We start from the raw sequence: 25,285 nt of genomic DNA on the forward strand, positions 1-25,285 counted from the left end.
GGCGCCCGGCCCCGGCATCCAGCCTGGAGGGAACCACAGTCCGCATGAGCAAGTTCGCCATCGTCGGCCTTTCCTGCCTTTTCCCGGGTGCCGCCTCCCCGGCCGGCTTCTGGAACAATCTGCGGGCCGGGGTCGACAGCCGCCGGGAGGGCGGCGAAGAGGTCTTCGGACCGGCGCCGCCGCCGGGCGACGCCGACCCGGACCACCGGATCTACTGCGCGCGGGGCGGCTTCGTCACCGACTTCGCCTTCGACCCCGCCGGCTACCGGCTCGACGCGGACTACCTGGGCCGGCTCGACCGCCTCTACCACTGGACGCTGCACACCGGGCGCGAGGCACTGCGCGACAGCGGCCATGCCGAGCGGCCGGAGCTGCTGGCCCGCACCGCCCTGGTGCTGGGCAACTACTCCTTCCCGACCCCGGCCTCGGCCCGGGTCAGCCTGCCGCTGATCGAGCAGGCGGTGCTCCACGGGCTGCGGACCGCGGGGCTGCCCGGCACCGGTCCCGCCCTCGCCGGCCCGGCGTGGACAGCGGACGGCCCGGCCGCCGAGGACATCAGGGTCAGCGGCGCCCCGGCCGCGGTGGCCGCCGCCGCGCTGGGCCTGGGCGGTCCCCGCTACGCGCTGGACGCCGCCTGCTCCTCCGCGCTGTACGCGCTGAAGCTGGCCTGCGACCACCTCGACTCCGGGCAAGCGGACCTCGCGCTGGCCGGCGGGGTCTGCGCGCCGGACCCGACCCTCATCCACCTGTCCTTCTCCGACCTGCACGCCTACCCGGAGAACGGCTTCAGCCAGCCCTTCGACGCCGCGTCCGGCGGCATCCTCACCGGCCAGGGCGCCGGCATGCTGGCAGTGCGCCGGCTGGCCGACGCGGTGGCCGACGGCGACCGTATCTACGCGGTGGTGGACGGCATCGGCCTGTCCAACGACGGCGCCGGCCGCCACCTGCTGCTGCCCAACCCCGAGGGCCAGCAGCGCGCGTACGAACACGCCTACGCCCAGGCCGGTGTGGCGCCTTCCGACATCGACTACCTGGAGTGCCACGCCACCGGGACCCCGGCCGGCGACCGCACCGAACTGGACTCGGTGGTGCGCTTCTTCGGCGCCCACGGCCCGGTGCCGCCGATCGGGTCGGTCAAGGGAAACATCGGCCACCTGCTGACCGTCGCCGGGCTGAGCAGCATGGTCAAGGTGATTCTGGCCATGCGGAACGGCCACATCCCGCCCACGCCCGGCGTCGCCACCCCGCTGGCGCCCGGCGCCGGCGCGGGCGACGACATCTTCGTCCGGACCGGCCGGGACTGGCCGCAGCGCGGCGCCACCCGCCGGGCCGCGGTCTCCGCGTTCGGCTTCGGCGGCACCAACGCGCATGTGGTGCTCTCCTCCCCGCCGACCGACCTGCCGACCGACCCGGGGACCGCCCCGGCGGCCGGGGACGGCGGCGCGGCGGCGGCCACGGAAGCGCTTGACGTGGTCGGCATCGGCGCCCACTTCGGGCCGCTGGACAGCGCCGACGCCTTCGAACGCGCGCTGTTCGACGGGCGGGACGCGTACGGGCCGCTGCCCGCCCGCCGCTGGCGCGGGCTGGAACAGACCGCCGAGGGAGTGCTGGCCGCCGCCTCGCTGGCCGGTGCGGCCACCCCGACCGGGGCCTTCGCCGACACCGTCACCGTCGACCCGATCGACCACCGCATCCCGCCGGCCGACCTGCGCAACTACAACCTCCAGCACGCCCTGGTCTCCAAGGTGGCCGACGAGGCGCTGCGCGACGCCGGCTACTCGCGTACTCCGGCCGCCGGCGGCACCTCGCCCGCCCCGCGCCGGATCGGCGTGGTCATCGCCATGGAGATCGAGCCGAGCGCCCATCTGCACCTGGCCCGCTACGGCCTGGACGCCTTCCTGCGCTCGGTCTTCGACGGCTCCGAGGTGACGCTCACCGGCGAGCAGCGGGCCGAGCTGTTCCGGATCGCCCGTGACGGAGTGCACCAGCCGATCGTGGCCAACGAGGTACTGAGCTACATCGGCAACATCATGACCAGCCGGATCTCCTCGCTGTGGAACCTGACCGGCCCGTCCTTCACCATCTCCGCCGACGGCGCCGGCACCGCTGAGGCGCTGCGGGTGGCCCGTCTGCTGCTGCTCGACGACACCGTGGAGTCCGTACTGGTCGGCTCCGTCGACCTGGCCGGCTCCCCGGAGAACCTGCTGCTGCGCGCCGCCCGGCAGGGCGCCGGCGACGGGCCGGCCGAGGGCGGCCTCGCCTTCGGCGCCGGCCAGGGCGGCTCCCGGACCGGTGAGGGCGCCGGCGCGGTGGTCGTCACCCGGCCGGGCGCCGCGGCGCGACCCGCCTACGCCCGGCTGGAGTCGATCGCGGTCCGCTACGGCGCCGCCGCGGACGGCGGGCTGCCGCGGCCCGACGCCTCGCTGCTGGCCGACGCCGCCGCCGAGTCGCTGGCGCGGGCCGGCATCACCGCGGCCGACATCGGCTACCTGGAGGCCGGTGCCACCGGTCACCCGGCCACCGACCTGGCCGAACTCGGGGCGCTGGCCGAGGTGTACCCGGCCGGCTCCGGCAGTGTCGCGCTGGGCAGCGCCAAGGCGCACCTCGGGCACACCGGCGGCGCCGCCGAGATGGCCGGCCTGCTGCGGGCCGTGCTCTGCGCCCACCACGGCTACCTGCCGGGGACCCCGTCCTGGAAGCGCCCGGGCGACGAGGCCGCGCCGCTGCTGGCCGCCTCGTCCCTGTACGTGCCGGACGCCTCCCGGCCGTGGCTGCGGCGTACCCGCGGTGCCCGCCGCTACGCCGCCGTCAGCTTCATCGGCGAGAGCGGGGCGCACGGCCAGCTGGTCGTCTCCGCCGAGCACTCCCGGCAGCTGCCGCACCGGCCGCGCTGGGAGCGGGCCGGCGGGCCCCTGCTGCTGCCGCTGGCGGGCGGCTCGGTGGACGGGCTGCTGGCCGAACTCCGGAGCCGCGCCGACGAGTTGCGGGACGGCGCCGACGCCCGGGCCATGGCGCGCGAGGCCGTGCACGCGCTGCCCGGCGGCGGACGCGCACCGGCCCCCGGCACACTGCGGGTGGTCCTGGTCGGGGCCGACCGCGAGGAACTGCTGCGGCAGGCGGAGCTGGCCCTGGGCGGCCTGCCCGCGGCGCACGCGGCGGGCAAGGAGTGGAGCACTCCGGCCGGCAGCTTCTTCACCGGGCAGCCGCTGGGGCCGGACGCCAAGGTCGCCCTGGTCTACCCGGGAGCGTTCAACAGCTATCCCGGGCTCGGCCAGGACCTGTTCCGGGCCTTCCCCGAGCTGCTCGCGCGGTTCGAGGAGGAGGCGGCGGAGCCGGACCGGACGTTCCGCGCGGCCGACCTCTATCCGCGCACCCAGGTCACCCCCGGGCGGCGCGAGCTGATGGGACTGGAGGCCGGGCTCGGTGACGATCTGCCGTTCATGCTGGCGACCGGCACCACCTTCGCCAACCTCTACACCGACCTGGTCCGCGACATCCTCGGCGTGCCGGCCCACGGCGCGTTCGGCTACAGCCTGGGCGAGAGCAGCATGCTGTTCGCCACCGGCGGCTGGGAGCGCGCCGCGCGCCGGGACGACCGGATCAGCAGCACCCCGCTGTTCCAGGACCGGCTGTGCGGTCCGCGGCTGACCGTCCGCGAGCTGTGGGACGTGCCGCCGCGGACTCCCGACGACGCGGTGTGGGCCTGCCATGTGCTGCTCACCGACGCGCCACGGGTCCGCGCGGCGGTCGCCCGGTACGAGCGGGTGTTCCTCACCCACGTCAACACGCCGACCGAGGTGGTGATCGCCGGCGACCCGGCCCAGTGCAAGGCGCTGATCGCCGAGCTGGGCTGCCCGGCGGCCAGGTCGCCGGTGAACTCGGTGATGCACTGCCCGGTGGTGGACGGCGAGCTGGCCGGCCTGGCCGAGCTCAACGACCACCCGGTCGGCTCCACCGGCGGGCTGGAACTGCTCAGCGCCTACGACTACGCGCCGATCGGGTCGCTGGACCGGGCCACCGTGGCGGAGCGGATCGCCCGCACGCTGCGCGACACCATCGACTTCCCCCGGCTGGTGGAGACCGCCTACGACCGCGGCTACCGCTACTTCATCGAGGTGGGCCCCGGCGCGACCTGCACCCGGTGGGTGCACGACAGCCTGGGCGGACGCCCGCACGTGGCGGCCGGAGTCGACCGCCGCGGCACGTCCTCGGTCCGCAGCCTGGCCGCGCTGGCCGCCCGGCTGGCCGCGCACGGCCTGCCGGTCGATCTGGCCGCGCTGTGCGAACCGGCGCCGCGGACCGCCGCGGCCCCGGCCCGGCCCGCCTTCGCGGTGGGCGGCGGCGAGTCCATCCCGGAGCGCGTGGCGGAGCGGGCCCGTCCGCTGCTGGCCGCTGCCGCCGCCGCGCCGCGCACGGCGCCCGCCGACCGTACCGCCGCTCCGGTCCTGACCTCAGCGGCCCTCGGCCCGTCGGGCGGCCACGACCGCTTCGACCCGCCGCGGCCCGTCCCGCAGCGACCCGCCGTCATGGAGGAACGAGAGCAGATGCCCGCCGACCCCTCACTCGCCGAACCCGAGGCCATCGTCTTCGACGGCGAGCCGGTCTCCTTCCTGCCCTGGGCGGTGCACGAATCCGGCCCCCAGCCGGCCCCCACCGCGCCGCCCGCGTCCGGCCGGGTCACGTCTCCCCCGGCCCCGGCGGTCCGCCGGCCGGCCGCGCCGAGAACGCCGGACCAGTGGGATCAGTCGGAAACACCGGACCGGCCGGACACCTCGGACACGCCGCCCGCGCCGGGCCCGGACGGCGTGCCGTCGGTCGTCGCCGAGCTGGTCCGCGACGTGCGCCGGCAGATGATCGACACCCACCTGGTGGTGATGGAGACTCAGCAGGTCCTCCAGGACAGCGCGCTGTCCGCGATGCGCTCCCTGCTGGGCCCCTCCCCCGCCGCGCCGCCCGCCCCCGCGGCTCCCGTACCCGCCCTCGCGCGCCCGCGGCCGCCGGCCGCGCTGCCACCGGCCCCGGCCGTGTCCGCGCCCGCACCGTCCGAGCCGACCGCGCTGTCCGAGCCTCCTCAGCCCTCCCCGGCCGCGCCCGTCACCGGGCGGGTCAAGCCCGACGGCGTGCTCTGGGACCAGCAGGATCTGCTGGAGTTCGCCACCGGCAGCCTGGCCGCGGTCTTCGGTCCCGGCTTCGCCGAGGTCGACGGCTACGCCAAGCGCGTCCGGCTGCCCGCTCCCCCGTACCACTTCGTCACCCGCGTCACCGCACTGGACGCCGAGACCGGCGACTACCGCCCGTCCTTCATCCGCACCGAGTACGACGTGCCCGAGGACGCCTGGTACGCGGTGGACGGCGGGGTGCCGCCGGCCGTGGCGATCGAGGCCGGGCAGTGCGACCTGCTGCTGATCAGCTATCTCGGCATCGACTTCCGCAACAAGGGCGAGCGGATGTACCGGCTGCTGGACAGCACCCTGGTCTTCCACGGCGACCTGCCGAGCACCGGGCAGACGCTGCGCTACGACATCTCGATCAACCGCTTCGTCCGGCAGGGCGATGTCACGCTGTTCTTCTTCAGCTACCTCTGCTACGCCGACGGCGAGCTGATCCTGGAACTCAAGGACGCCTGCGCCGGGTTCTTCAGCGCCGAGGAACTGGCCACACCGCTGGGCGTGGTGGAGAGCGACCGGGACAAGGCCCGGCGCGCCGCGCTGACCCGCACATGGTTCAAGCCGCTGGCCCGCACCGACCGCGACCACCTGACCGCCGAGCACCTGGAGCTGCTGGCCCAGGGCCGGACCGGCGAGGTGTTCGGCCCCGAGCACGCGCAGGACCCCGGTCTGAACCCGGCGCTGCGGCTGCCGGACGCCCGGCTGCGGATGATCGACGAGGTGACCGTCGACCGCACCGGCGGCCCGCGCGGCATCGGTCTGATCGGCGCCGTCAAGCACCTCGACCCGCACGCGTGGTACTTCGAGTGCCACTTCTCCGACGACCCGGTGCTGGCCGGCTCCATGGTGGCCGAGGGCGCGGTGCAGGCGCTCCAGACGTATCTGCTGCACCAGGGCATGCACCTGGTGATGCCCGACGCGCGGTTCCAGACCATCATCGGGCTGCAGACCGAGGTGCAGGTCCGCGGCCAGATCACACCCGAGCACTCCGCGATCCGCTACGAGATCGAGGTGATGGAGCTGACGATGCTGCCGCGCCCGTCGGTGGTCGCGGACGTGCTGGTGTATCTGGCGGACCGGCCGGTGATCCGGATGCGGAACTTCGGCATCCAGGTCCGCGAGAAGCCCGGCACGCCGTACCGGCCGGGCGCCGGCGGGGTGCCGGTCTTCCTCGGCCGGCGCAACCGGCGGGGCGAGCCGGCCATGATCAACGAACTGCACCTGGCGCACGCCGCCAAGGGCGACCTCGGTACCGCCATGGGCCCGGAGTTCGACATCTACGGCGAGCGGCGCGCGCCCTACATCCCCAACGGCGACTTCCAGTTCGTGGACCGCATCATGAGCCTGTCCGGCACCCGCGGGGACCTGACGCCCGGCTCGGAGATGGTCACCGAGTACGACTCGCCGGCCGACGCCTGGTACTACCGGCAGACCCCGTACCCCCACCTGCCCAACGCCGTGCTGATGGAGACCTCGCTGCAGGCCGCCATCCTGCTCGGCTACTACCTGGGGGCCACGCTGGCCGAGCCCACCACCGAGTACCGGATCCGCAACCTGGACGGGCACGCCACCCTGGTCAAGGACCTGGACCTGCGGGACAAGACCGTCCGGCACCACTCCAAGCTGCTGATGACCAGTTCGGTGTCGGGCGCGGTGCTGCAGCGGTTCTCCTATGAACTGTCCGCCGACGGCGAGGTGTTCTATGTCGGCGAGTCCCTGTTCGGCTACTTCAGCGACGCGGCGCTGGCCAACCAGACCGGCCTGGACAACGGCAGCTTCGTGCCGTCCTGGCTGGAGACCGAGAAGCCCGACCCCGCGCGGGTGCGGCGGATCGAGCTGGGCCCGGGCGCGGCGGCGTTCACCGACCCGGCCGGCGGGCTGCTGAAGCTGCCCGGCGACCACTTCGACCTGGTCGACCGGGTGGACCTGGTGGCCGACGGCGGTCTGCACGGCGCGGGCTATCTGCACGGCTACCGCGCGGTCCGGGACGACGAGTGGTACTTCGACTGCCACTTCCACCGCGACCCGGTGATGCCCGGCTCGCTCGGCGTGGAGGCCGTCCTCCAGGCGATGCGGCTGTTCGTCCTGGAGCAGGGGCTGGCCGAGGGGATCGAGCGGCCCCGCTTCGCGCTCGCCACCGACGTCGAGACGAGCTGGAAGTACCGCGGCCAGATCCTGCGCGGGGACGGCGAGCTCAGCTTCGACGTGCACGTCAAGGAGGTCCGCCGTACCGAGCAGCGGCTGGTGCTGATCGCCGACGCCTACCTGGCCAAGCCGGGGCTGCGCATCTACGAGCTCATCGACGTGGCCGTCGAGGTCCGCCCTGCCGGGTGACCTTCGGCGCAGTGACCGACCGCTCCCGCGACGCCCTAGGAGACGTCATCAGCATGAACACCGCGACCACCCCGCTCCAGTGGCGGGGAGAGCAGTACCCCGAGGCCACCGCGGCCGGTATCTACCGGTCGCTGGCCGACCTGGACCAGCCCTGTTTCGTCGTCCGCACTCCCGAGGGGATCGCCGCGGTCAGCGGCGGACGGGTGTCGGTCTCCGGCGCCCCGGCCGCCGCGCCCGGCCTGCCGCTGCTGGCCGCCGTGCCGGCGCTGCCGCCCGACCGCCTCGGCTCCCCGGCGTTCCGCGCCGCGCACGGTGTGCGCTACGCCTATCTGGCCGGCGCCATGGCCGGCGGCATCGCCTCGGCCGATCTGGTGATCGCGCTGGCCCGGGCCGGTTTCCTGGCGTCGTACGGCGCCGGCGGCCAGCTGCCGGAGTCCATCGAGGAGGCCCTGCGGCGGTTCGCCGCCGAGATCCCCGGCCTGCCGTACGCGGTCAACCTCATCCACAGCCCGAGCGAGGAGCGGCTGGAGCACGAGGCCGTCAACCTCTTCCTGCGCTACGGGGTCGCCTGCGTCGAGGCGTCCGCCTACATGGACCTCACCCCGCACGTGGTCCGCTACCGGCTCAGCGGTCTGACCCGGGACGCGGCGGGCCGCCCGGTGGCCGGGCACCGCGTCATCGCCAAGGTGTCCAGGACCGAGACCGCCGAGCGCTTCATGCGGCCCGCGCCGGCCACGCTGGTGAGCTCGCTGCTCGACCAGGGCCTGATCACCGCCGAGCAGGCGGATCTGGCCAAGTACCTGCCGATGGCCGACGACATCACCGTGGAGGCCGACTCCGGCGGCCACACCGACCGCCGGCCGCTGCCGGCGCTGCTGCCCACCGTGCTGCGGCTGCGCGACATGGTGCAGAACGAGCACCGCTACCCAGGCGCCGTCCGGGTCGGCGCGGCCGGCGGCCTCGGCACGCCGCTGGCGGTGTCGGCGGCGTTCGCCATGGGCGCCGCGTATGTGGTGACCGGCTCGGTGAACCAGTCCTGCGTGGAGTCGGGGACGTCCAAGAAGGCCAAGGCGATGCTCGCCGAGGCCGGCATCGCGGACTGCGAGATGGCGCCGGCCGCCGACATGTTCGAGATGGGCGTGGAGCTCCAGGTGCTGAAGAAGGGCACGCTGTTCCCGATGCGGGCCAAGCGGCTGTACGAGCTGTACCGCGCCTATCCGGGTCTGGACGCGCTTCCGGCGGACGAGCGGGAGCAGTTGGAGACCCGGATCTTCCGCAAGCCGCTGGCGGAGGTCTGGCAGGACTGCGCGGCGTACTTCGAGCGCCGCGACCCCGAGCAGCTGGTGCGCGCCGCGGAGAACCCCAAGCGGCAGATGGCGCTGGTGTTCCGCTCCTATCTGGGCCTGGGCTCGCGCTGGGCGGTGACCGGTCAGACCGACCGGACCGGCGACTACCAGATCTGGTGCGGCCCGGCGATGGGCAGCTTCAACGACTGGGTGACGGCCAGCTACCTCAAGGCACCGGGCAACCGCCGGGTGGCGGACGTGGCGCACCACCTGATGGCCGGCGCCGCCTTCCACACCCGGGTGGCGCAGCTGGCCACCGCGGGGGTCCGCATCCCGGCCGCCGCGGCCGACTACCGGCCGGCTCCGCTGGAGCAGGCCGCGGTCGGCTCGGCCGAGGCGGCGCTGTGAACGGGGTGGCCGCGGCCGAGGAGCTGGAGCAGCTGCTGGGCAGCGCCTCGGACGCCGGCAACCCGGCGGGCTTCGCGGCGGCGGTGGCCCGCGACGACCAGGACGAGTTCCCCACCGAACTGGCCGCGGTCCTGCGGGCGGCGGGCTTCCACCTCAACTATCTGCCGCGGTCGCTGGGCGGCCGGTTCACCACCTTCGCGGACAGCCTGACGCTGGTCCGCACCGCCGCCCGGCGCGACCTCAACGTCATGCCGGCCACGATGTTCGGCATCACCGCGCTCACCTGCCTGCTGCTGCACGGCTCGGACGAGCAGCAGCGGAAGGCGGCGCGGGTGCTGCGGCACGGCGGCGCGGTCGGCTTCGCCCTGTCGGAGGCCGAGCACGGCAGCGACCTGCTCGCCAACACCGCACGGCTGACGCCCGAGGCGGACGGCGGGGGCTGGACACTGTCCGGCCGCAAGTGGATGGTGGGGCTCGGGCAGCGTTGCGAACTGGCCTATGTCGCGGCCAGGACCGGCGAGCGCGGCCCGGCGGCCTTCTCGGCGGTGCTGCTCGACCTGCCGGCCGGGTCGGCGGCCGGCTCCGGCCTGGACCGGGGGGAACCGGTCAGGACCACCGGGATGCGCGGCATCGACTTCGCCCACCTGGACTTCACCGCGTTCCCGGTACCGGCCGACGCCCTGGTCGGACAGACCGGCAAGGCGCTGGAGGCGGCGGTCAGGGCCCAGCAGATCGTCCGGGTGATGAGTACGGCCGGCAGCCTGGGCTGCGCGGACACCGCGCTGCGGGTCACCCTCGACTTCGCGGCGGACCGTACGGTGGGCCGCACCCCGCTGCTCCAGGCGCCCTACCCGCGCCGGGAGCTGGCAGTGGCCTCGGCGGCGCTGCTGGCCGCCGACGCGGTCGCGCTGGCCGCGGCGCGGGGCCTGCATGTGGCGCCGGAGACGTTCAGCGTGTGGGGCTGCGCCGCCAAGCATGTGGTGGCCGAGGCGACCGAGGATCTGATGGGGCGGCTCAGCGGGGTGCTGGCCACCCGGTCGGTGCTGCGCGGCGAGGGGCCGGGCGCCGGTGTCTTCCAGAAGGCGCGCCGCGACGCGGAGCTGGTCCGGGTGGTCGACACCAGCGCGCTGGCCAATCTGCGGTCGTTCGCCGGACAGTTGCCGGCCCTCGCCGAGGCGCTGGCCGGCCCGGCGTCCGCGCCGGCCGACGAGGAGGCGCTGCGGACGGTGTTCGCGCTGGACTCCGCGCTGCCGCCGTACGAGCCCTCCCGGCTGGACCTGAACGCGCGCGGCCGGGATCTGGCGACCGCCGGCGCCCTGGTGGTGGCCGCCGGGCTCGCCGACGGCGGCGGCGGGGCCGCGCCCTGGGCCGGGCGGCTGGCGGAGGCGCTGCGCGGGCTGGGCGCCTCGGCCGGCCGGGCGGGTGGCGGGCCGAAGGGCGCCGCCCGGCCCGAACCGGCCGATCTGGCCGAGCGGTTCGCCTGGCTGCACGCCGCCTCCTGCTGCCTGCTGCTGTGGTGGGCCAACCAGGACGTGCCGCTGTACGGCGGCAAGCCCGGCGAGACCGGCTGGCTGGAGGCGTGCCTGGCCTATCTGCTGTCCCGGGCCGAGGGCGTCGATCCGCGGCGCGAGGCCGAGGCGCTGTATCCGGCGCTGGACGTCACGGCCGGTCTGCACCGCGCCCACCAGCTGTTCTCCGCGGTGCCGGTACGGCTGGCCGGCGGTCCCGGCACCGCGCTGCCCTCCCACGGCCGTTGAGCCGCCCGATGAACCGAAAGGACCTGGAGGAGCGGTGCCGAAACCCGATCTGACCGAGCTGGCCGACCGGCTGGAACGCCACTTGGGCGACCCGCACGACACGGCGGTCCCGATGTCGTTCGCGCGGGTGCTGGACCTCGACGAACGCGAGGAGTATCCGTACACCTTCGTCAACCTGCTCCAGCGCTGGGGGGTGCACGAGTACGCGATACCGCGCGCCCAGGGCGGGCGGGCCGGTGATGTGGAGGTGGGGTTCAACCTGCTGCGGCTGATCGCGCGGCGCGACCCGACCACCGCGACGGCGCTGATCATCACCAACCTCAGCTTCATGCCGGCCTGGATCGCCGGCACGGACGCGCAGCGGCAGACCATGGTCGACGCGATACGGCACGGCACCCGCTACGCCTGGGGGCTGTCGGAGCGCATGCACGGCAGCGACCTGCTGAACAACGAGACCGCCGCCGAACCGGCCGGCGGCGGTTATCTGCTGACCGGCGAGAAGTGGCTGATCGGCAACGGCCGGGTCGCCGACGGGCTGACCGTGCTGGCCAGGACCGATCCCAAGGGCGGCCCGGCCGGTTACTCGGTGTTCGTACTGGACAAGCGCGCCGTCCCGGCCGGCACGGTGGACGAGCTGCCGCGCGAGCGGCTGCACGGGCTGCGCGCGCTGGACATGAGCGGCTTCAGGCTGGCCGGCGTCTTCGTCCCCGAGAGCGCCCGGCTGGGGCGCGAGGGACAGGGCCTGGAGATCGCCCTGAAGAGTTCGCAGGTGGCCAGGGCGCTGATCAACGCCATCGCCCTGTCGGCCACCGACACCGCGCTGCGGGTCACCCTGGACTTCACCGAGCAGCGCAGGGTCTTCGACCGGACGGTCAGCGACATCCCCTACTCCCGGCGGCAGATCACCGAGTGCTTCGCCGACCTGATGGTGGCCGACGCGATGTGCCTGGGCGCGGTGCGCAGTCTCCAGGTGGTGCCGGAGCAGTCCGGGACCTGGTCGGCGGCGGTGAAGTACTTCGTGCCGACACTGCTGGAGCGGACCGTCTCGCAGCTCAATGTGGTCCTGGGGGCCAGGTTCTACCTGCGCGACCATCCGCACTACGGCATCCACCAGAAGATGCTGCGGGACCTGCCGGTGGCCAACTTCGCCGACGGCAACACCGTGGTCAACCTCAAGGCGCTGGCCTCCCAGCTGGACGGGCTGCTGGCCACCGCGACCGGTGACCGGCCGGAACCGCGGGCGGCGGCCGAGCGGCGGGTCCCGGTGCTCTACGGCATGGACCGCGAGCTGCCGCTGTTCGAGCCGTGGCGGCAGGAGTTGCACAGCCGCGGGCTGGACGACGCGCTGCTGGCCGCCCCGTGGTCACTGGCCGCGCTGCGGGAGCTGGCGGAGGCGGCCAAGGAGGAGGAGCGCGACTGGCTGACCCGCGCGGCCGCGGTCGCCGGCGAACTGCTGGCGCAGGTCGGGCCGCTGCGGGAGCGGACCACCGCGCTGCGGGAGCGACTGGGCCGGGCCTACGCCCAGTCGGCCGAGCTGTTCGAACTGGCCAAGGAGTACTGCGTCCTGCACGCCGCCGCCGCGTGCCTGCACACCTTCGTGCACTCGTACGACGTGATGGAGGACCCGCTGCCCAGCGGCGCGCTGCTGCTGCTCCAACTGGAGCGGCTGCGCCGCTGGAGCCGGCCGACGGAACAGGTCACCGACCAGGCGGTGGTCGACGAGGTGATGCGGGTGCTGCGCCGGTTCCACTACGACCACCGGCTGTTCTCGCACTGGCAGCTGCCGCTGGCCGAGCGGGGGGACCTGCCCGCGTCCCGTACCTGAGCCGCCGCATCACCGCCGCCACCACCACTTCCGCGAACCCCATTCCGAACCGAAGGGACAGCCATGTCCGCTCAGACCCCCAATGCCGGTCCGCTGCCCGCCGTCGCCGTCATCGGCGCCGGCGTGTCCGGCCTGTCCGCCGCCTACCACCTCAGGCAGCACGCCGACATCACCCTCTTCGACGAGGAGGACCGGGCCGGTGGACACGCCAACACGGTCCATGTCGAGGAGCCGGGCGGGGAGGTGCTGGGCATCGACACCGCGTTCGTGGTGTTCAACCGGCCCAGCTACCCCAACATGTCCCGCTTCTTCGACGAGTTGAACGTCGACACGCTGCGGCACAACGGCGGCTTCACCTTCTTCGACATCGACAGCGGGCTGCAGTTCAGCACCCGGGAGATGTCGATGTCCGACGAGCAGGCCGCCGCGTCCGGACTGCCACCGGAGTTCCTCCGGATCCGCGCCGAGGCGCGCCGCTTCCACGCACAGGGCCGGCACGACTTCCTGCGCAAGCTCACCGACATGCCGCTGGGTGAGTACCTGGACCGCGGCGGCTACAGCGAGGAGTTCCGGCACGGCTATGTGATCCTGCTGGCCACCGCGGTCTGGTCGGTGCCGGCCCACCTGATCTGGGAGATGCCGGCCACCACCGTGATCGCCTTCTTCATGGCCCACGACGAGGGTGGTCTGGGCGGCGAGCAGGTGGAGTGGCGCACGGTCACCGGCGGCTCGGTGTCGTACGTGCGCAAGGCGCTCGACGCGATCAGCCCCAAGCTGCGGCTCGGCGAGAAGGTGACCGGTGTCCGGCAGGAGGACGACGGCGTGGTGGTGGCGACCGCGTCGGGCCCGGAGCGCTTCGACTACGCGGTGCTCGCCGTGCACGGCGACCAGGCCCGTGAACTACTGGAGAACCCCGACCCGGTGCAGCAGCGGACGCTGAGCAGGATGCGGTACAACTCCTCCTCGATCGTGCTGCACACCGACACCTCGGTGATGCCCGACGACCGGGAGCGCTGGGAGAACTGGAACTACGGCAAGGTGGCGGTGGACGGCGAGACCCGCCCGTACGTCGCCTACTACATGAACCGGCTGCACCGGCTGAACGCCCGCCGGGACTACTTCGTGACGATGGACTACCCGCGCGAGATCCGGGAGGACTCCGTCATCCGGGAGCTGACGTACCACCACCCGGTCATCGACATGGACCTGCGCACCCTCCAGAAGGACATCTACACGGTCAACGAGGGCACCCGGCTGAAGCTGGCCGGCTCCTACTTCCACTCCAAGCAGCTGCACTACGACCAGATCGGCTCCCACGAGGCCGGCTTCTCCTCCGGTATGGAGGCCGCCGCCCAGCTGCTGCGGGAACTCCCCCGCGCGTAGCGGCGGGCGGGGGTCGGCGGATCCGGGGCACCGCCCCTCACGGGCGGGGGTGGTGCTTCGCCGCTGACAGGTGCTCCTGGGCCATCCGGCGCAGCGCCATCAGGGCCGGCTCGAACAGCACGGTCATCAGCACCGCGCGCTCGGCCAGTTCGAGCGGTTCGGCGGCGTCGCCGAGCTGTTCGAGGTCCAGGGCAGCGATCTGCTCGGCCAGCCGGGCGTACGGCAGCAGAGTCCGCCGGTCCAGGTCGACGTCGAGCTGCTTGAGGCTGGCGATGGCCTCGCCGAGCGTCCGCGGAGCGGTGGAAGAGGAGTGCACCACCCAGCCCATCTCCTCGATCAGCAGGTCCACTTCGCCGGCCATCGGCGGCGGCTCGGTGTGCTGCTCCCCGCTCGCGGCGTCGAGAGCGCCGATCACCAGTCCCAGGGTGTGGTGGATGTTCGCGTCGCTGTCGGCGATCGCCCGCAGGATCTCCGCCGTGGTGTGGACCGACAGTCCGCGCACGCTGATCAGGGCCCGGATCAGCCGCAGTCGGCGGACGTGGTCCTCGTCGTAGTCCGCCTGTTTGACGCCGGTCGGACGTCCGGCGGGCAGGAGTCCCTCCCGAATGTAGTACTTGATCGTCGCCACGGAGACGCCGCTGCGCCGACTGAGTTCGGAGACACGCATCGCGCTGGGGTTCCTACCCTTCACCACTGGCATTGGAGAGTGGCACTGTCTATTATGGATAGTAGAACTCACCAGTCGAGGTAATGGGAAGCGGTGCGGCGACTACTTTCCATAGCCATCACCTTATCGCCGCTTTTTGTCCGATTTTCATCCGGTTCGCGCGCACCACCGAGAAGGTCAACTGTGCCAACGCTGCCCTGGACCGCCCCGAACCCCGCCACCCCGCACACTCAGGCGCTGGTCATGGCGTCGCGGCTCGAAGTGCGCTCATTCAAGGACGTCCCCCGCTTCTTCGCCCAGGCGCTGTCCGCCTGGAAGCAGGTGCGCGCGGCTCCGGGCGCACTGGGCGCCTCGCTCATCGCCCAGCCGATGAAGCGCACCTTCTGGACGCTGTCCGCCTGGGAGAGCAAGGACGCGCTCTACGCGTACGCCGGGACCGAGCCGCACCGCGGCATCATGACGGGCCTGCGGTCGACCATGCGGGCCTCCACCTTCACCTTCTGGGAGATCCCCGTCGAACAGCTCCCGGTGAGCTGGGACGACGCGCGTCTCCACCTCGCCGAGCAGGACAAGAGCGACGGCGCGGCGCACAGCCGCTAGCGGTTCGTCCCGGCTCTTCTCGTCCCCCGAGCAAGGAAGAAAACGATGACAACGTCAGACGCCTCGCCGGCCACGACCGGCGGTTCCCCCGCGGCGGGAGGACGCAGGGTCCCGCTGTGGCTGGCCATCGTGGCGTGCAGCCTCCCGATGTTCATGGTCGCGCTCGACAACCTGGTCGTGTCCACCGCACTGCGCACCCTCGCCGGGGACCTGCACGCCAACACCCAGCAGCTGCAGTGGTTCGTCAACGCCTACGTACTCAGCTTCGCCTGCCTGCTGCTGACCGGTGCGGCCCTCGGTGACCGCTTCGGCCGGCGCCGGGTCTTCACCATCGGCATCGCGCTGTTCACGCTGGCCTCGATCGGCTGCGGCCTGTCCGACACCAGCAACCAGCTGATCACCGCCCGGGTGATCCAGGGCTTCGGCGCCGCCGCCGTCATGCCGCTGTCGCTCACCCTGCTGTCGCAGGCGGTGCCGGACCGCATGCGCGGCCTGGCGCTCGGCCTGTGGTCCGCGGTCAGCGGCGCGGCCATCGCCTGCGGCCCGGTGGTCGGCGGCGCGGTCGTCGGCGGCCTCGCCTGGGAGTGGATCTTCTGGATCAATGTGCCGGTCGGCCTGATCGCGGTGCCGCTGGCGCTGCTCACCCTCGACGAGAGCCGGCTGCCCGAGGGCGGCCTCGACCTGGTGGGCATGGTGCTGGCCGCGGTCGGCCTGCTCGCCGTCGTATGGGGCATCGTGCACGGCGACACCGCCGGCTGGGCCTCGGTGCGGGTGCTGGCCGCCTTCGCCGTCGGCGTGGTGCTGCTGACCGCCTTCGTCCGCTGGGAGCGCCGCAGCGCCCACCCGCTGCTTCCGCTGTCGTTCTACCGCAAGCGGGCCTTCAGTCTGAGCAACATCGTGTCGGCCAGCATGTACTTCGGCGTCTTCGGTTCGATCTTCCTGCTCTCGCAGTTCCTGCAGATCGCCCCGGAGCGCACGCCGCTGCGGGCCGGTGTGCTCACCTTGACCTGGACCCTGGTACCGATGTTCGTCGCCCCGGTCGCCGGGCTGCTCGCCGACCGGGTCGGCGGCGGACGGCTGATGGCCGCCGGGCTCTTCCTCCAGGCCGGCGGCCTTGCCTGGATCAACCTGGCGGCCACCGACAACACCCCCTACAGCCACCTGGCCGCCCCGATGGTCATCGCCGGCGCCGGCATGGGCCTGGTGTTCGCGCCGACCGCCGCGGTGGTGCTCGGCTCGGTCAGCCGGGAGCACGCGGGCAAGGCGTCGGGCGCGAACACCACCGTCCGGGAGATCGGCGGCGCGCTGGGCATCGCCGTACTGAGCAGCGTCTTCGTGGCCCACGGCAGCGATCGCAGCGCCGCGCAGTTCGCCTCGGGCCTGCACCCCGCCATCTGGGTGGGTGTCGCCGTCGTGGTGGCCGGCGCCTTCGCGGCCCTGGCCATCCCCGGGCCGGCGAAGACCGGCGCACAGGAGCCCGGGCGCAGCCCGGAAGACCAGGAATACCAGCCCTCGGCCGCCGTCGGCACCTGAGACGGCGGCTCCCCGCCGCGCGCCGCCCCCTCCCACCACATCCCGAGGGGGCGGCTGCGCGGTTCTGCTCCCCCTCGGCCCGGCCGGCCTGCGCAGAGGTCTACCGCGGTTCCATCCTTCTTGCCGGCACCTCCACCAAAGGGTGACACCCCATGAGAAAAACCGCTGATCAGCGGCGAGCCGACGTCGTGCGCGCGGCTTTAAAGGAATTCTCCCGGTTCGGACTGTACGGAACCTCCACCGACTCCATCGCCCGCGCGGTAGGCGTGTCACAGCCCTATCTCTTCCGGCTCTATCCCACGAAACGGGACATCTTCATCGCCACGGGCCATCACTGCTTCCAGCGCACCTACGAGGCCTTCCGCGACGCCGCGCAGGGTCTGAGCGGCTATGAGGCGCTGGAGGCCATGAAGGCGGCCTACGCGCAGTTCGCCGAGGACCGCGAGCTGCTGATGATGCAGATGCAGCTCTATGTCGCCGCCAGCTCCGACGAGGAGATACGGCGCGAGGTACTCCAGTGGTGGCAGGAACTGTGGGCCCTGCTGGCCCGGCTGACCGAGGCTCAGGAGTCCGTCATCGCGGAGTTCATGTCCTGCGGCATGCTGACCAACGTCCTGGTCGCGCTCGACGCCGGGCACGCCGCCCCCAGCAGCGAGCCGCTGGTGGCGGTCCAGGGGCATCACACCAGCGCCGCATAGGTCACGCTACGCGCGTCATCCCGCTCTTCCCGCCCGGTGCGCCGATCGGCGCGCCGGGCTCCCTCATGTCCGGGTCCCTGCTGTCCGGGCCCCTGCCGGCGGGTCGGCGCCCGGACCGGAGAAAATCCGGCTGCGGCTGAGGCCGGGTCACCTCTAGGCTGCCGCTCGACGCGCGCCGGCCCAGGGGCGCCGCCCCAGCGGTCGGTCAGCGGAACGGAGATGTGCGGAGCGATGGCCTGTCACCTGTTCGCGGTCTGCTTCGATGCGAGCCGGCCGGTGCTACTGGCGGAGTTCTGGTCCGGGCTCCTGGGCTGGAAGCCGGCCGACGATCCGCGTGACGGCGCCGTCGCGCTCGTACCGAACGACGACACCGGGTTCCGCATCCGTTTTCTGCCGGCCCAGGAGCGGAAGACCGGCCAGAACCGGATGCACTTCGATCTGACCAGCACATCCCTGGCGGACCAGCGGCGAACGGTGGCCAGGGCGCTCGACCTCGGCGCACGGCACACCGACGTCGGCCAGCGCCCGGAAGAGGGTCATGTGGTGCTCGCCGATCCCGAGGGCAATGAGTTCTGCGTCATCGAGCCGGGCAACACCTTCCTCGCGGACTGCGGCTTCATCGGGGCGCTGGCCTGCGACGGCTCACAGGAGGTCGGCTACTTCTGGAGCGAGGCGCTCGGGTGGCCGCTGGTCTGGGACCAGGATCAGGAGACCGCGATCCGCTCGCCGCACGGCGGTCCGAAGATCACCTGGGGCGGTCCGCCGCTGATGCCGAGGACGGGCAAGGACCGGATCCATTTCGACCTCACGCCACCTCTCGGCGGCGACCGGGAGGCGGAGATCGGCCGTCTGCTCTCCCTCGGGGCGACCCGCACCGGCGACGGCCGGGGTCAGGACGGCCCGGTCCTGATGGCCGACCCCGACGGCAACGACTTCCGCGTGTCGACAACTCGGTAGTACCGCCGGGTTTCCGGCGCCGGCCGTACGGTCAGGGCCGCGACGGTGGTGTGCGCAGCGCGGGGGGCCGGCCGAGCGGAGTGCCCCGCTCCTCCAGCCAGCGCACCAGTCCGGCGACGTCGATGTCGTGGGGTGCGTGGTCCTCGTAGGGCGCGAGCCCCCGCGCCGCCCGCTCAAGGAGGGCGGCGGCTCCCGCGCCGTTGCCCCGCGCGGCGTGGGTCAGCCCGACGGCCAGCTGGGCCAGGGCCCGCCACAGGGGGCGTTCGTCGGCGGGAGCGGTCTTCCACCTGTCCTCCAGGACCTCGTGGGCGTGGAAGGGCAGGCCCGCGTCGAGGAGGCGCTGGGCCTCGGTCAGGGTCTCCTCGGCCGTACGGCGGATCCCTTCCGGCGCCCGCTCCACCGCCGGAGCGCCGTAGGGCAGCGGGCGGCCGAGTCCGTCCCGCGGCCGGGCGTTTCGCGGTCTGCCGGCCGCGTCCCGGTCCCGGCCGCCCGGTGTCGCATCGCTCATACCGCCATTGTCCTCCGGCCGGCCCTGGCACCGGGCCGGGCGTACCGGACGCCTCTCCGCGGAGATACTTGCCTACCCCAAGTGCATGTGTTATACAAATATACGTAGACGTGGAGGTGGGCGATGACGGACCAGGCAGGCGCGGCACCCCTTGCCGGGCAGGGAGAAGAGGCCTTCCGCGCCGAGGCCGACGGCCGCGGGGCCGGTGTGGCCTCGGTCGCGGACTCGGTCATCGACCTGCTGCGGACGGTGCGGCGGTCCAAGGCCCGGATGCTGGCCACGGCGAGCGACGACATCGACTCGGCGACCCAGATGGTGTTGCGGACCGCGGCGATCGAGGGCCCGATGCGCGCGAGCGCGCTGGCCGCCAGCGTGCAGTCGGATCTGTCGACGGTCAGCCGCCAGGTCGCCGGGCTGGTGGCCCGCGGGCTGCTGGAACGCCGGGCCGACCCGGTGGACGGCCGCGCCAGCCTGCTGGTGGTCACCGACGCGGGCCAGGCCATGATCGACGAACGCGAGCGGGCCCGCATCACCTTCTTCGAGCAGGTGCTGAGCGGATGGTCCCCCGAGGAACGGGGCCAGTTCGCCCGGCTGCTCGAGCGGTTCACCGCCGCCTACGACACGACGCACACCCATTGGATGACCGGCGCGGCCCGACATTCCGCTCGCACCGGCGACCCGGAAGAAGGCAGTACCGAATGAGTTCCACCGCAGCCCGTCCGACGGACACACCGCCGGACGGCACGCTGTCCCACCGCCAGATCCTCACGATCCTGTCCGGCCTGGTCCTCGGCATGTTCCTCGCCGCGCTCGACCAGACGATCGTCTCGACCGCGATCAAGACGATCGGCAACGACCTCAACGACCTGTCGGCGCAGGCCTGGGTCACCACCGCGTTCCTGATCACCTCGACCATCGCCGCACCGCTGTTCGGCAAGCTGTCGGACATCTACGGCCGCAAGCGGCTGTTCATGCTGGCGATCGTGATCTTCGTGGTCGGCTCGGCGCTGTGCGGCCTGGCCCAGTCGATGTACGAACTGGCCGCGTTCCGGGCCTTCCAGGGCATAGGCGCCGGCGGCATCATGCCGCTCGCCCTGGCCGTGATCGGCGACATCATCCCGCCCCGCGAGCGCGCCCGCTACCAGGGCTACATGATGGCCGTCTTCGCCAGCGCCTCGGTCCTCGGCCCCGTACTGGGCGGTCTGCTCTCCGGCACGGACAGCTTCCTGGGCGCCGCCGGCTGGCGGTGGATCTTCTACATCAACGTCCCCATCGCGGCCTTCGCGCTGGTCGTCATAGCCAAGGTGCTCCACCTCGACCATGTGCGCCGCGAGCGGCGCATCGACTGGTGGGGCTCGGTACTGCTCGCCGTCGGCCTGGTGCCGCTGCTGGTCGTCGCCGAGCAGGGCCAGAGCTGGGGCTGGGCCTCGGTCGGCTCGTTCGCCTGCTACCTGATCGGCGCGGCCGGTCTGGCCCTGTTCGTCTGGGTCGAGCACCGGATGGGGAACAACGCGCTGCTCCCGCTGCGGCTGTTCCGCAGCAGTACCTTCTCGGTCGCCTCGGCCCAGGTCACGATCATCGGCATGGCGATGTTCGGCGGCCTGTCGGTGATCCCGCTCTACCTGCAGATCGTCAAGGGCGCCTCGCCGACGAAGTCCGGCCTGCTGCTGCTTCCGCTCGTGGCCGGGCTGATGCTCGCCTCCCTCGGCGCGGGCCAGCTCATCGCCCGCACCGGCCGCTACAAGATCTTCCCGGTGGTCGGCTCGGTCCTCATGGTCATCGGCATGGGTCTGATGATCACGATCGGCGCCGACACACCGCTGTGGCAGACCGACATCTACATGGCGGTCTTCGGCATCGGCCTCGGGCTGAACATGCAGAGCCTCGTGCTGGCGATGCAGAACGCCGTGCCCGCCGAGGACATGGGCGTCGCCTCCGCCTCGTCGACGTTCTTCCGCTCCATCGGCGGCACCCTGGGCACCGCGATCTTCCTGTCCGTCCTGTTCACGCTGGCCGGCTCCAAGATCAACCACGCGTACACCAACGCGGCCCACGACCCCGCCTTCATCGCGGCGGGCAAGGCCCACCCCGACCAGCTCGCCTCGCTGCACCAGCACCTGGGCGGCGGACTGGACGACACATCGTTCCTGAACGGTCTGGCCAAGCCGCTCAGCCACCCGTTCTTCGCCGGTTTCTCCGGGGCCGGAGACGTGGTGTTCACGATCGTCGCCGTCCTGCTGCTGGCGGCGATCGTGCTCTCGACCCGCCTGAAGGAGGTCCCGCTGCGACTGGTCTCGGGCAACCAGGCCCGCACCGAGGCGGAAACCGCCGCCGCGCGGACGGCGAAGGACGGCGTGGCTCCGCTGGCGGACACCGCCGGCGCGCCCGGTCCCTCCGGCCGGCTGACGGACGACTCCCGCACGGGCTCGGCGGGCAGCCACCCCTGAGCGCGGGTGAAGGGCGGGACCCGGTGGGACCGGGTCCCGCCCTACACCGTCAAGAGGCGGACCGCCCCGGGCAACTCCGGTGGCGGTCAGCGCCCTGCCAGGACCTTGACGACGGCCTCGGCGGAAGGAAGCGCGGAGGCCGGATTCTGGCCGGTGACGAGATCGCCGTCCACGATCACATGGGGGCCGAAGGCCGGTCCGCCCCGGAACGCCGCGCCGCCCTCCCGCAGCCGGGTCTCCAGCAGCCAGGGGGCCTTGTCGGCCAGGCCGACCGCGGTCTCCTCCTCGTCGGTCAGCCCAGTGAGTTCGCGGCCGGCGAAGGGCCAGGAGCCGTCCTCGGCGCGGGCGGGCAGCAGGGCCGCCACACCGTGGCACACCGCGCCGACGACCTTGTCCGGGGCACCGAGGAGCGCGGTGACCACCGCACCGACGGCCGCGCTCTCCCCCAGGTCCTCCATCGGGCCGTGGCCGCCGCAGACGTAGACCGCGTCGAAGGCCGCGGGGTCGACCTCCTCCAGCACGGCGGGCGAGGCCAGGGTGTCCCCCAACTGGGCGAGACAGGCGCGCTGGGCGTCGATGGACGCCTGATCCCCGCCGTTCATCGGAGGCGACAGGCTGACCGCGTCCACGGTGGGCTCCACACCGCCCGGGGTGGCAACGGTGATGTCGAAGCCGGCCCCGGTGAACACCTGGTGCGGGTGGATGAACTCGCCCGCCCAGTACCGGAGTCGCCGGCTTCTTCGGCACACTGCTCGCCACAGCCGCGCAAACCGCTTCCACCACCGAGTGGAGGCGCTTGAAGGCGTGCAACAACCGCGCGTGCTGCACGGGATTCCTCGACAGGACGAAGAACTCGTCCGCTCTGTACTGCTCGACCGGCTGCTCCTCCCAGGTGGCCTCACGCGCCTATCGCAAGCGGCACTCCTCGGGGATGTCCCTCGCCGCCCCGGAGAGAGAAGCGTGACGGGTATCGGCCCGAATACGGGAGCCGGCCACCGCTCGACGGGCCCGGAATGATCGCGGGCCGGCTCCGGCGCCGCGGATTTCGGCGTCTCCCGGCAGGAAGCCATCCGGAGCGGGTATAACGGGCACGACCCGGGTCGGAGACGACCGACGACCAGGGGGCGGGTCGGGGCGCTGGGGGGCGAAGAGTTGGGGTCGACACGTGTTGCCGCCGTTCCGGTCCGGTCTCCGGCCGGAAGTGTCATCTCGGCGAAGGCGCGGGCGGGGCTCGCGGTAGCGTTACTGGCGCTGTTCCTCCTTGTGGTCCTCGTCGTTGTCGGGCTGATGACCGCGGCCACGGTGTACATGTTCGTGAACGGTTCCGACCTCGCGGGCCTCAAGCTCACCCTGTTCACCGCGATCGTGGTCTTCTCCGTGGCCTTCTCCTTCGTCCGGACCCTGGTCGGCGCGAAAAAGCCCCCTCCCGGAGTTCCGTTGGCAAGGGCGGACGCCCCTGAACTGTGGGAGATCATCGCCCGCTCGGCCGAAGCGATGCGGACCAGGCCGCCCGATGAGGTATTGCTGATCGCCGAGGCCAACGCCTATGTGGCCGAAGCCTCTCCCCTGTTGGGGCTGTTCCCGGGCCGGAGGTATCTCTGCCTCGGTACTCCGCTGCTCACGGCATTGACGGTCGACCAGTTCACCTTCGTGCTTTCCCACGAGCTGGGGCACTATTCGCACAAGGACACCCGGCTGGCCGCCATCACCTTCGTGAGTGGCGAGGCGATCGTGCGGGCCGTCCAGTACGTCGGTTTCGGTACGCCATGGCGAGCGGTGCTCCGCGGCTATCTCTGGATCTTCGAACTGGTGTCACTCGCGGTGCGCCGCCGCCAGGAATACCTGGCTGACAGCTCCTGGGCCGGGATCACCGACCGGGATTCGGCGGTGACCGCGCTGCTCCGGCTCGACAGCGCGGACCGGGCCTGGTCGGCGTACCTCGAAACCTGCGCTGGCACGCGGGTGGGCGACTACGTGCTCGGCGACGCCGTCCTCGGCTTCCGCCACTTCCTCGCGACCTGGGACGCCGGCGTACTGGAGTACGAGGAGGCCGGAGCTCCGCCGGACCGGGACCGGTCGAAGTGGGCGACCCACCCGCCGACCGACGAGCGGATCGCCGCGATCGAGGCGATGGAAGCCGCCGCACCCGCCGGGCCCGCCGACCACCGGCCGGCCGACGCCCTGCTCCCGGCTCTCCCCTCCTACGGTCCCCGGCTCGACCGGCTGATCTTCCCTGACCCCGACCGCCGTGGCGGCCGGCGTGCCGAGCCGTTCCCGCCGTACGCCGTGCGCCTTGCCCGAGGGCGCCGCCAGGACGAGGCCGACGTGCTGTACGGGGCCGCGGCACGCGTCGCCGGCACCCCGGGCGCCGGTCTGGGCGAGGTGCTGGATCTTCTCGCCCGCGGCTACGCGCCGGACATCGTGGCCCAGTTGCGGCGTGTCCGGCTGGACGTGGACCATCCGAATCCGACGGTCGAACTCGCCCGGCGACTCGAAGCGGCCCTGGAGCGGGCCGCTGAGGCGAGCGGCGCGGCGCGGCGGTCGTACAGCGAGGACACCGGGGTGGTCCTGGTCGCCACCGACGGTCGGCGGCTGGACCTGGGGCCGCTGGCGCGTCGCGCGATCGGCGGCGGAGCGGAGGTCGCCGGCGTGCGCGCGCGGCTGGCCGATCTCGGCGTCACCGAGAATCTCGGTCACCTCTCCGACTCCGGCCAGGTGGCCGAGCCCGCCCGCACCGTGGGCGCCCTGGCCGTCCGGCTCAACGGAAGCGAGTACGACCTGATCGTACGGACCACCTCCCTGGTGTTCGTCCCGGTGGAACGGTTCAGCACGCGGTGGGAGAACCCCTACGAACGGCTGCTCGACCGGGCGCAGAACTTCGAGGCCGACGAGGTGCGTTCGCCGGGAGGCTTCCTGCTCGTGCCGTTCGAGCGGATCCAGCGGGCGAGCGTGTTCCACGAGACACGGGCCAACGTCCGGCTGCTCCTGCTGGACGGCACTTCTCTGTCCCTGGTGGACACCGGACCGGAACGCGCCGGAAAGCGCCCCGGAAGGTACGAGCACAGCGCCGAGGCCCGGGAGGCGCTGCGCGGGTTGGCCGCGAGCATGCCGCCGGTCACCTCCGCGCCCGTGCCGGTCCCGTCCTCGCCCACCCTGCGGCGGCTCGCCGCCATGGAGGAGGACAAGCGCGGCAACGGGAAGGTCAACTACGTCAGGTTGGTGGGGGCGAGCATCGTCCTGCTGCCGGTCGGCATGCTGCTGACCGGTCTGCGTACCGGGGATGTCGAAGTCGGCTACGCGTTCGCCGTGGTCTTCGCGATTCCCGCCGTGGTCCTGGCGGTCTACTACCGGCGGGGTGTCCGCCAGCGCAAGGGGGGAGGCGGCAGGGGGGCGGCCCGGCGCGCGCAGCAGCTGGCGTCGGCCGGAACGGGGCTCGCACCCGTGCGCTGGGGTGTGATCGGCCTGGCTCTCGCGGTGTGCTGCCCGCCGCTGGGCGTCCTCTCCGTCCTGTTCGGTATCCGGTCGGTCCGGGAAGCCCGGATGACGGGCAGATCCGTCGCGCTGGGCGCCGCGGCGATCGCGGCCGCACCGGTCGTCTGGCTCGTCCTCGTCCTCATCGCCGTGACAAGAGCTCGTTAACGAAATGCCCTGCCGCGTCTCGTACATGGTGAACGGCCGACCACCGCGGGTCGGCCGACGACTGGGGAGGTCGTA

General features: G+C 72.7%; 16 protein-coding genes. 13 read left to right on the forward strand and 3 right to left on the reverse strand.

Annotation, left to right across the window (positions count from 1 at the left end; translation table 11 throughout):
- Nucleotides 1–44 precede the first annotated feature (44 nt).
- The 5 genes from ACFO3J_RS01100 to ACFO3J_RS01120 all read left to right on the forward strand — a co-directional run bounded on the left by ACFO3J_RS01100 (nt 45) and on the right by ACFO3J_RS01120 (nt 14,161).
- A complete protein-coding gene (locus tag ACFO3J_RS01100) occupies nt 45–7,502 on the forward strand; it encodes a beta-ketoacyl synthase N-terminal-like domain-containing protein (protein ID WP_386424925.1) in 7,458 nt (2,485 codons plus the stop codon).
- A 53-nt stretch (nt 7,503–7,555) separates the two neighbouring features.
- On the forward strand, nt 7,556–9,196 hold the full coding sequence (locus ACFO3J_RS01105; protein ID WP_386424928.1) for a PfaD family polyunsaturated fatty acid/polyketide biosynthesis protein: 1,641 nt from the start codon (nt 7,556–7,558) through the stop codon (nt 9,194–9,196).
- The gene (locus tag ACFO3J_RS01110) at nt 9,193–10,953 is read left to right on the forward strand and encodes an acyl-CoA dehydrogenase family protein (RefSeq protein ID WP_386424931.1); all 1,761 of its coding nucleotides are present in this window, start codon (nt 9,193–9,195) and stop codon (nt 10,951–10,953) included. The genes ACFO3J_RS01105 and ACFO3J_RS01110 overlap by 4 nt, the downstream gene beginning before the upstream one ends.
- Nucleotides 10,954–10,987: 34 nt before the next feature.
- Nucleotides 10,988–12,778, forward strand: coding sequence for an acyl-CoA dehydrogenase (locus ACFO3J_RS01115; RefSeq protein WP_386424933.1), 1,791 nt, complete (start codon nt 10,988–10,990; stop codon nt 12,776–12,778).
- Nucleotides 12,779–12,841: 63 nt separating this feature from the next.
- Nucleotides 12,842–14,161, forward strand: a complete 1,320-nt coding sequence (locus tag ACFO3J_RS01120; protein WP_386424936.1) for an NAD(P)/FAD-dependent oxidoreductase — start codon at nt 12,842–12,844, stop codon at nt 14,159–14,161.
- Between the two features lie 37 nt (nt 14,162–14,198).
- Here the strand turns inward: ACFO3J_RS01120 and ACFO3J_RS01125 are convergent, their stop codons facing one another.
- Nucleotides 14,199–14,828, reverse strand: coding sequence for a MerR family transcriptional regulator (locus tag ACFO3J_RS01125; RefSeq protein ID WP_386424939.1), 630 nt, complete (start codon nt 14,826–14,828; stop codon nt 14,199–14,201).
- A gap of 183 nt (nt 14,829–15,011) precedes the next feature.
- Between ACFO3J_RS01125 and ACFO3J_RS01130 the strand changes: the two genes are divergently transcribed.
- From ACFO3J_RS01130 to ACFO3J_RS01145, 4 genes are all read left to right on the forward strand, one after another.
- Nucleotides 15,012–15,428 (forward strand): DUF3291 domain-containing protein, encoded by a 417-nt coding sequence (locus ACFO3J_RS01130; RefSeq protein ID WP_386424941.1) that lies wholly within the window; start codon nt 15,012–15,014, stop codon nt 15,426–15,428.
- A gap of 45 nt (nt 15,429–15,473) precedes the next feature.
- Complete coding sequence (locus tag ACFO3J_RS01135; RefSeq protein ID WP_386424944.1) at nt 15,474–16,961, forward strand: DHA2 family efflux MFS transporter permease subunit; 1,488 nt, start codon at nt 15,474–15,476, stop codon at nt 16,959–16,961.
- A gap of 152 nt (nt 16,962–17,113) precedes the next feature.
- Nucleotides 17,114–17,659, forward strand: coding sequence for a TetR/AcrR family transcriptional regulator (locus ACFO3J_RS01140; RefSeq protein WP_386424945.1), 546 nt, complete (start codon nt 17,114–17,116; stop codon nt 17,657–17,659).
- Between the two features lie 231 nt (nt 17,660–17,890).
- Nucleotides 17,891–18,616, forward strand: coding sequence for a VOC family protein (locus ACFO3J_RS01145; RefSeq protein ID WP_386424948.1), 726 nt, complete (start codon nt 17,891–17,893; stop codon nt 18,614–18,616).
- Between the two features lie 31 nt (nt 18,617–18,647).
- Here ACFO3J_RS01145 and ACFO3J_RS01150 read toward each other — a convergent pair whose 3' ends face one another.
- Entirely contained in the window at nt 18,648–19,124 is a 477-nt protein-coding gene (locus tag ACFO3J_RS01150; RefSeq protein ID WP_386424950.1) for a DUF309 domain-containing protein, read from the reverse strand.
- 123 nt (nt 19,125–19,247) lie between these two features.
- Between ACFO3J_RS01150 and ACFO3J_RS01155 the strand changes: the two genes are divergently transcribed.
- Entirely contained in the window at nt 19,248–19,826 is a 579-nt protein-coding gene (locus ACFO3J_RS01155; protein ID WP_386424953.1) for a MarR family winged helix-turn-helix transcriptional regulator, read from the forward strand.
- A complete protein-coding gene (locus ACFO3J_RS01160) occupies nt 19,823–21,571 on the forward strand; it encodes an MDR family MFS transporter (RefSeq protein WP_386424955.1) in 1,749 nt (582 codons plus the stop codon). The genes ACFO3J_RS01155 and ACFO3J_RS01160 overlap by 4 nt, the downstream gene beginning before the upstream one ends.
- A gap of 86 nt (nt 21,572–21,657) precedes the next feature.
- Here ACFO3J_RS01160 and ACFO3J_RS01165 read toward each other — a convergent pair whose 3' ends face one another.
- Nucleotides 21,658–22,320 carry a type 1 glutamine amidotransferase domain-containing protein gene (locus ACFO3J_RS01165; RefSeq protein ID WP_386424958.1) on the reverse strand — a complete coding sequence of 221 codons (663 nt, stop codon included), beginning with the start codon at nt 22,318–22,320 and terminating at the stop codon, nt 21,658–21,660.
- A gap of 47 nt (nt 22,321–22,367) precedes the next feature.
- Between ACFO3J_RS01165 and ACFO3J_RS01170 the strand changes: the two genes are divergently transcribed.
- Together ACFO3J_RS01170 and ACFO3J_RS01175 are read left to right on the forward strand one after the other, a co-directional pair.
- Nucleotides 22,368–22,535: a CGNR zinc finger domain-containing protein gene (locus ACFO3J_RS01170; RefSeq protein ID WP_386424961.1), complete on the forward strand. Its 168-nt coding sequence runs from the start codon at nt 22,368–22,370 to the stop codon at nt 22,533–22,535.
- A gap of 323 nt (nt 22,536–22,858) precedes the next feature.
- Nucleotides 22,859–25,210: a M48 family metallopeptidase gene (locus ACFO3J_RS01175; RefSeq protein WP_386424964.1), complete on the forward strand. Its 2,352-nt coding sequence runs from the start codon at nt 22,859–22,861 to the stop codon at nt 25,208–25,210.
- The last annotated feature ends 75 nt before the right edge of the window (nt 25,211–25,285 follow it).

The sequence above is a fragment of the Streptomyces polygonati genome (genome assembly GCF_042650325.1).
In the GTDB taxonomy this organism is placed as follows: domain Bacteria; phylum Actinomycetota; class Actinomycetes; order Streptomycetales; family Streptomycetaceae; genus Actinacidiphila; species Actinacidiphila polygonati.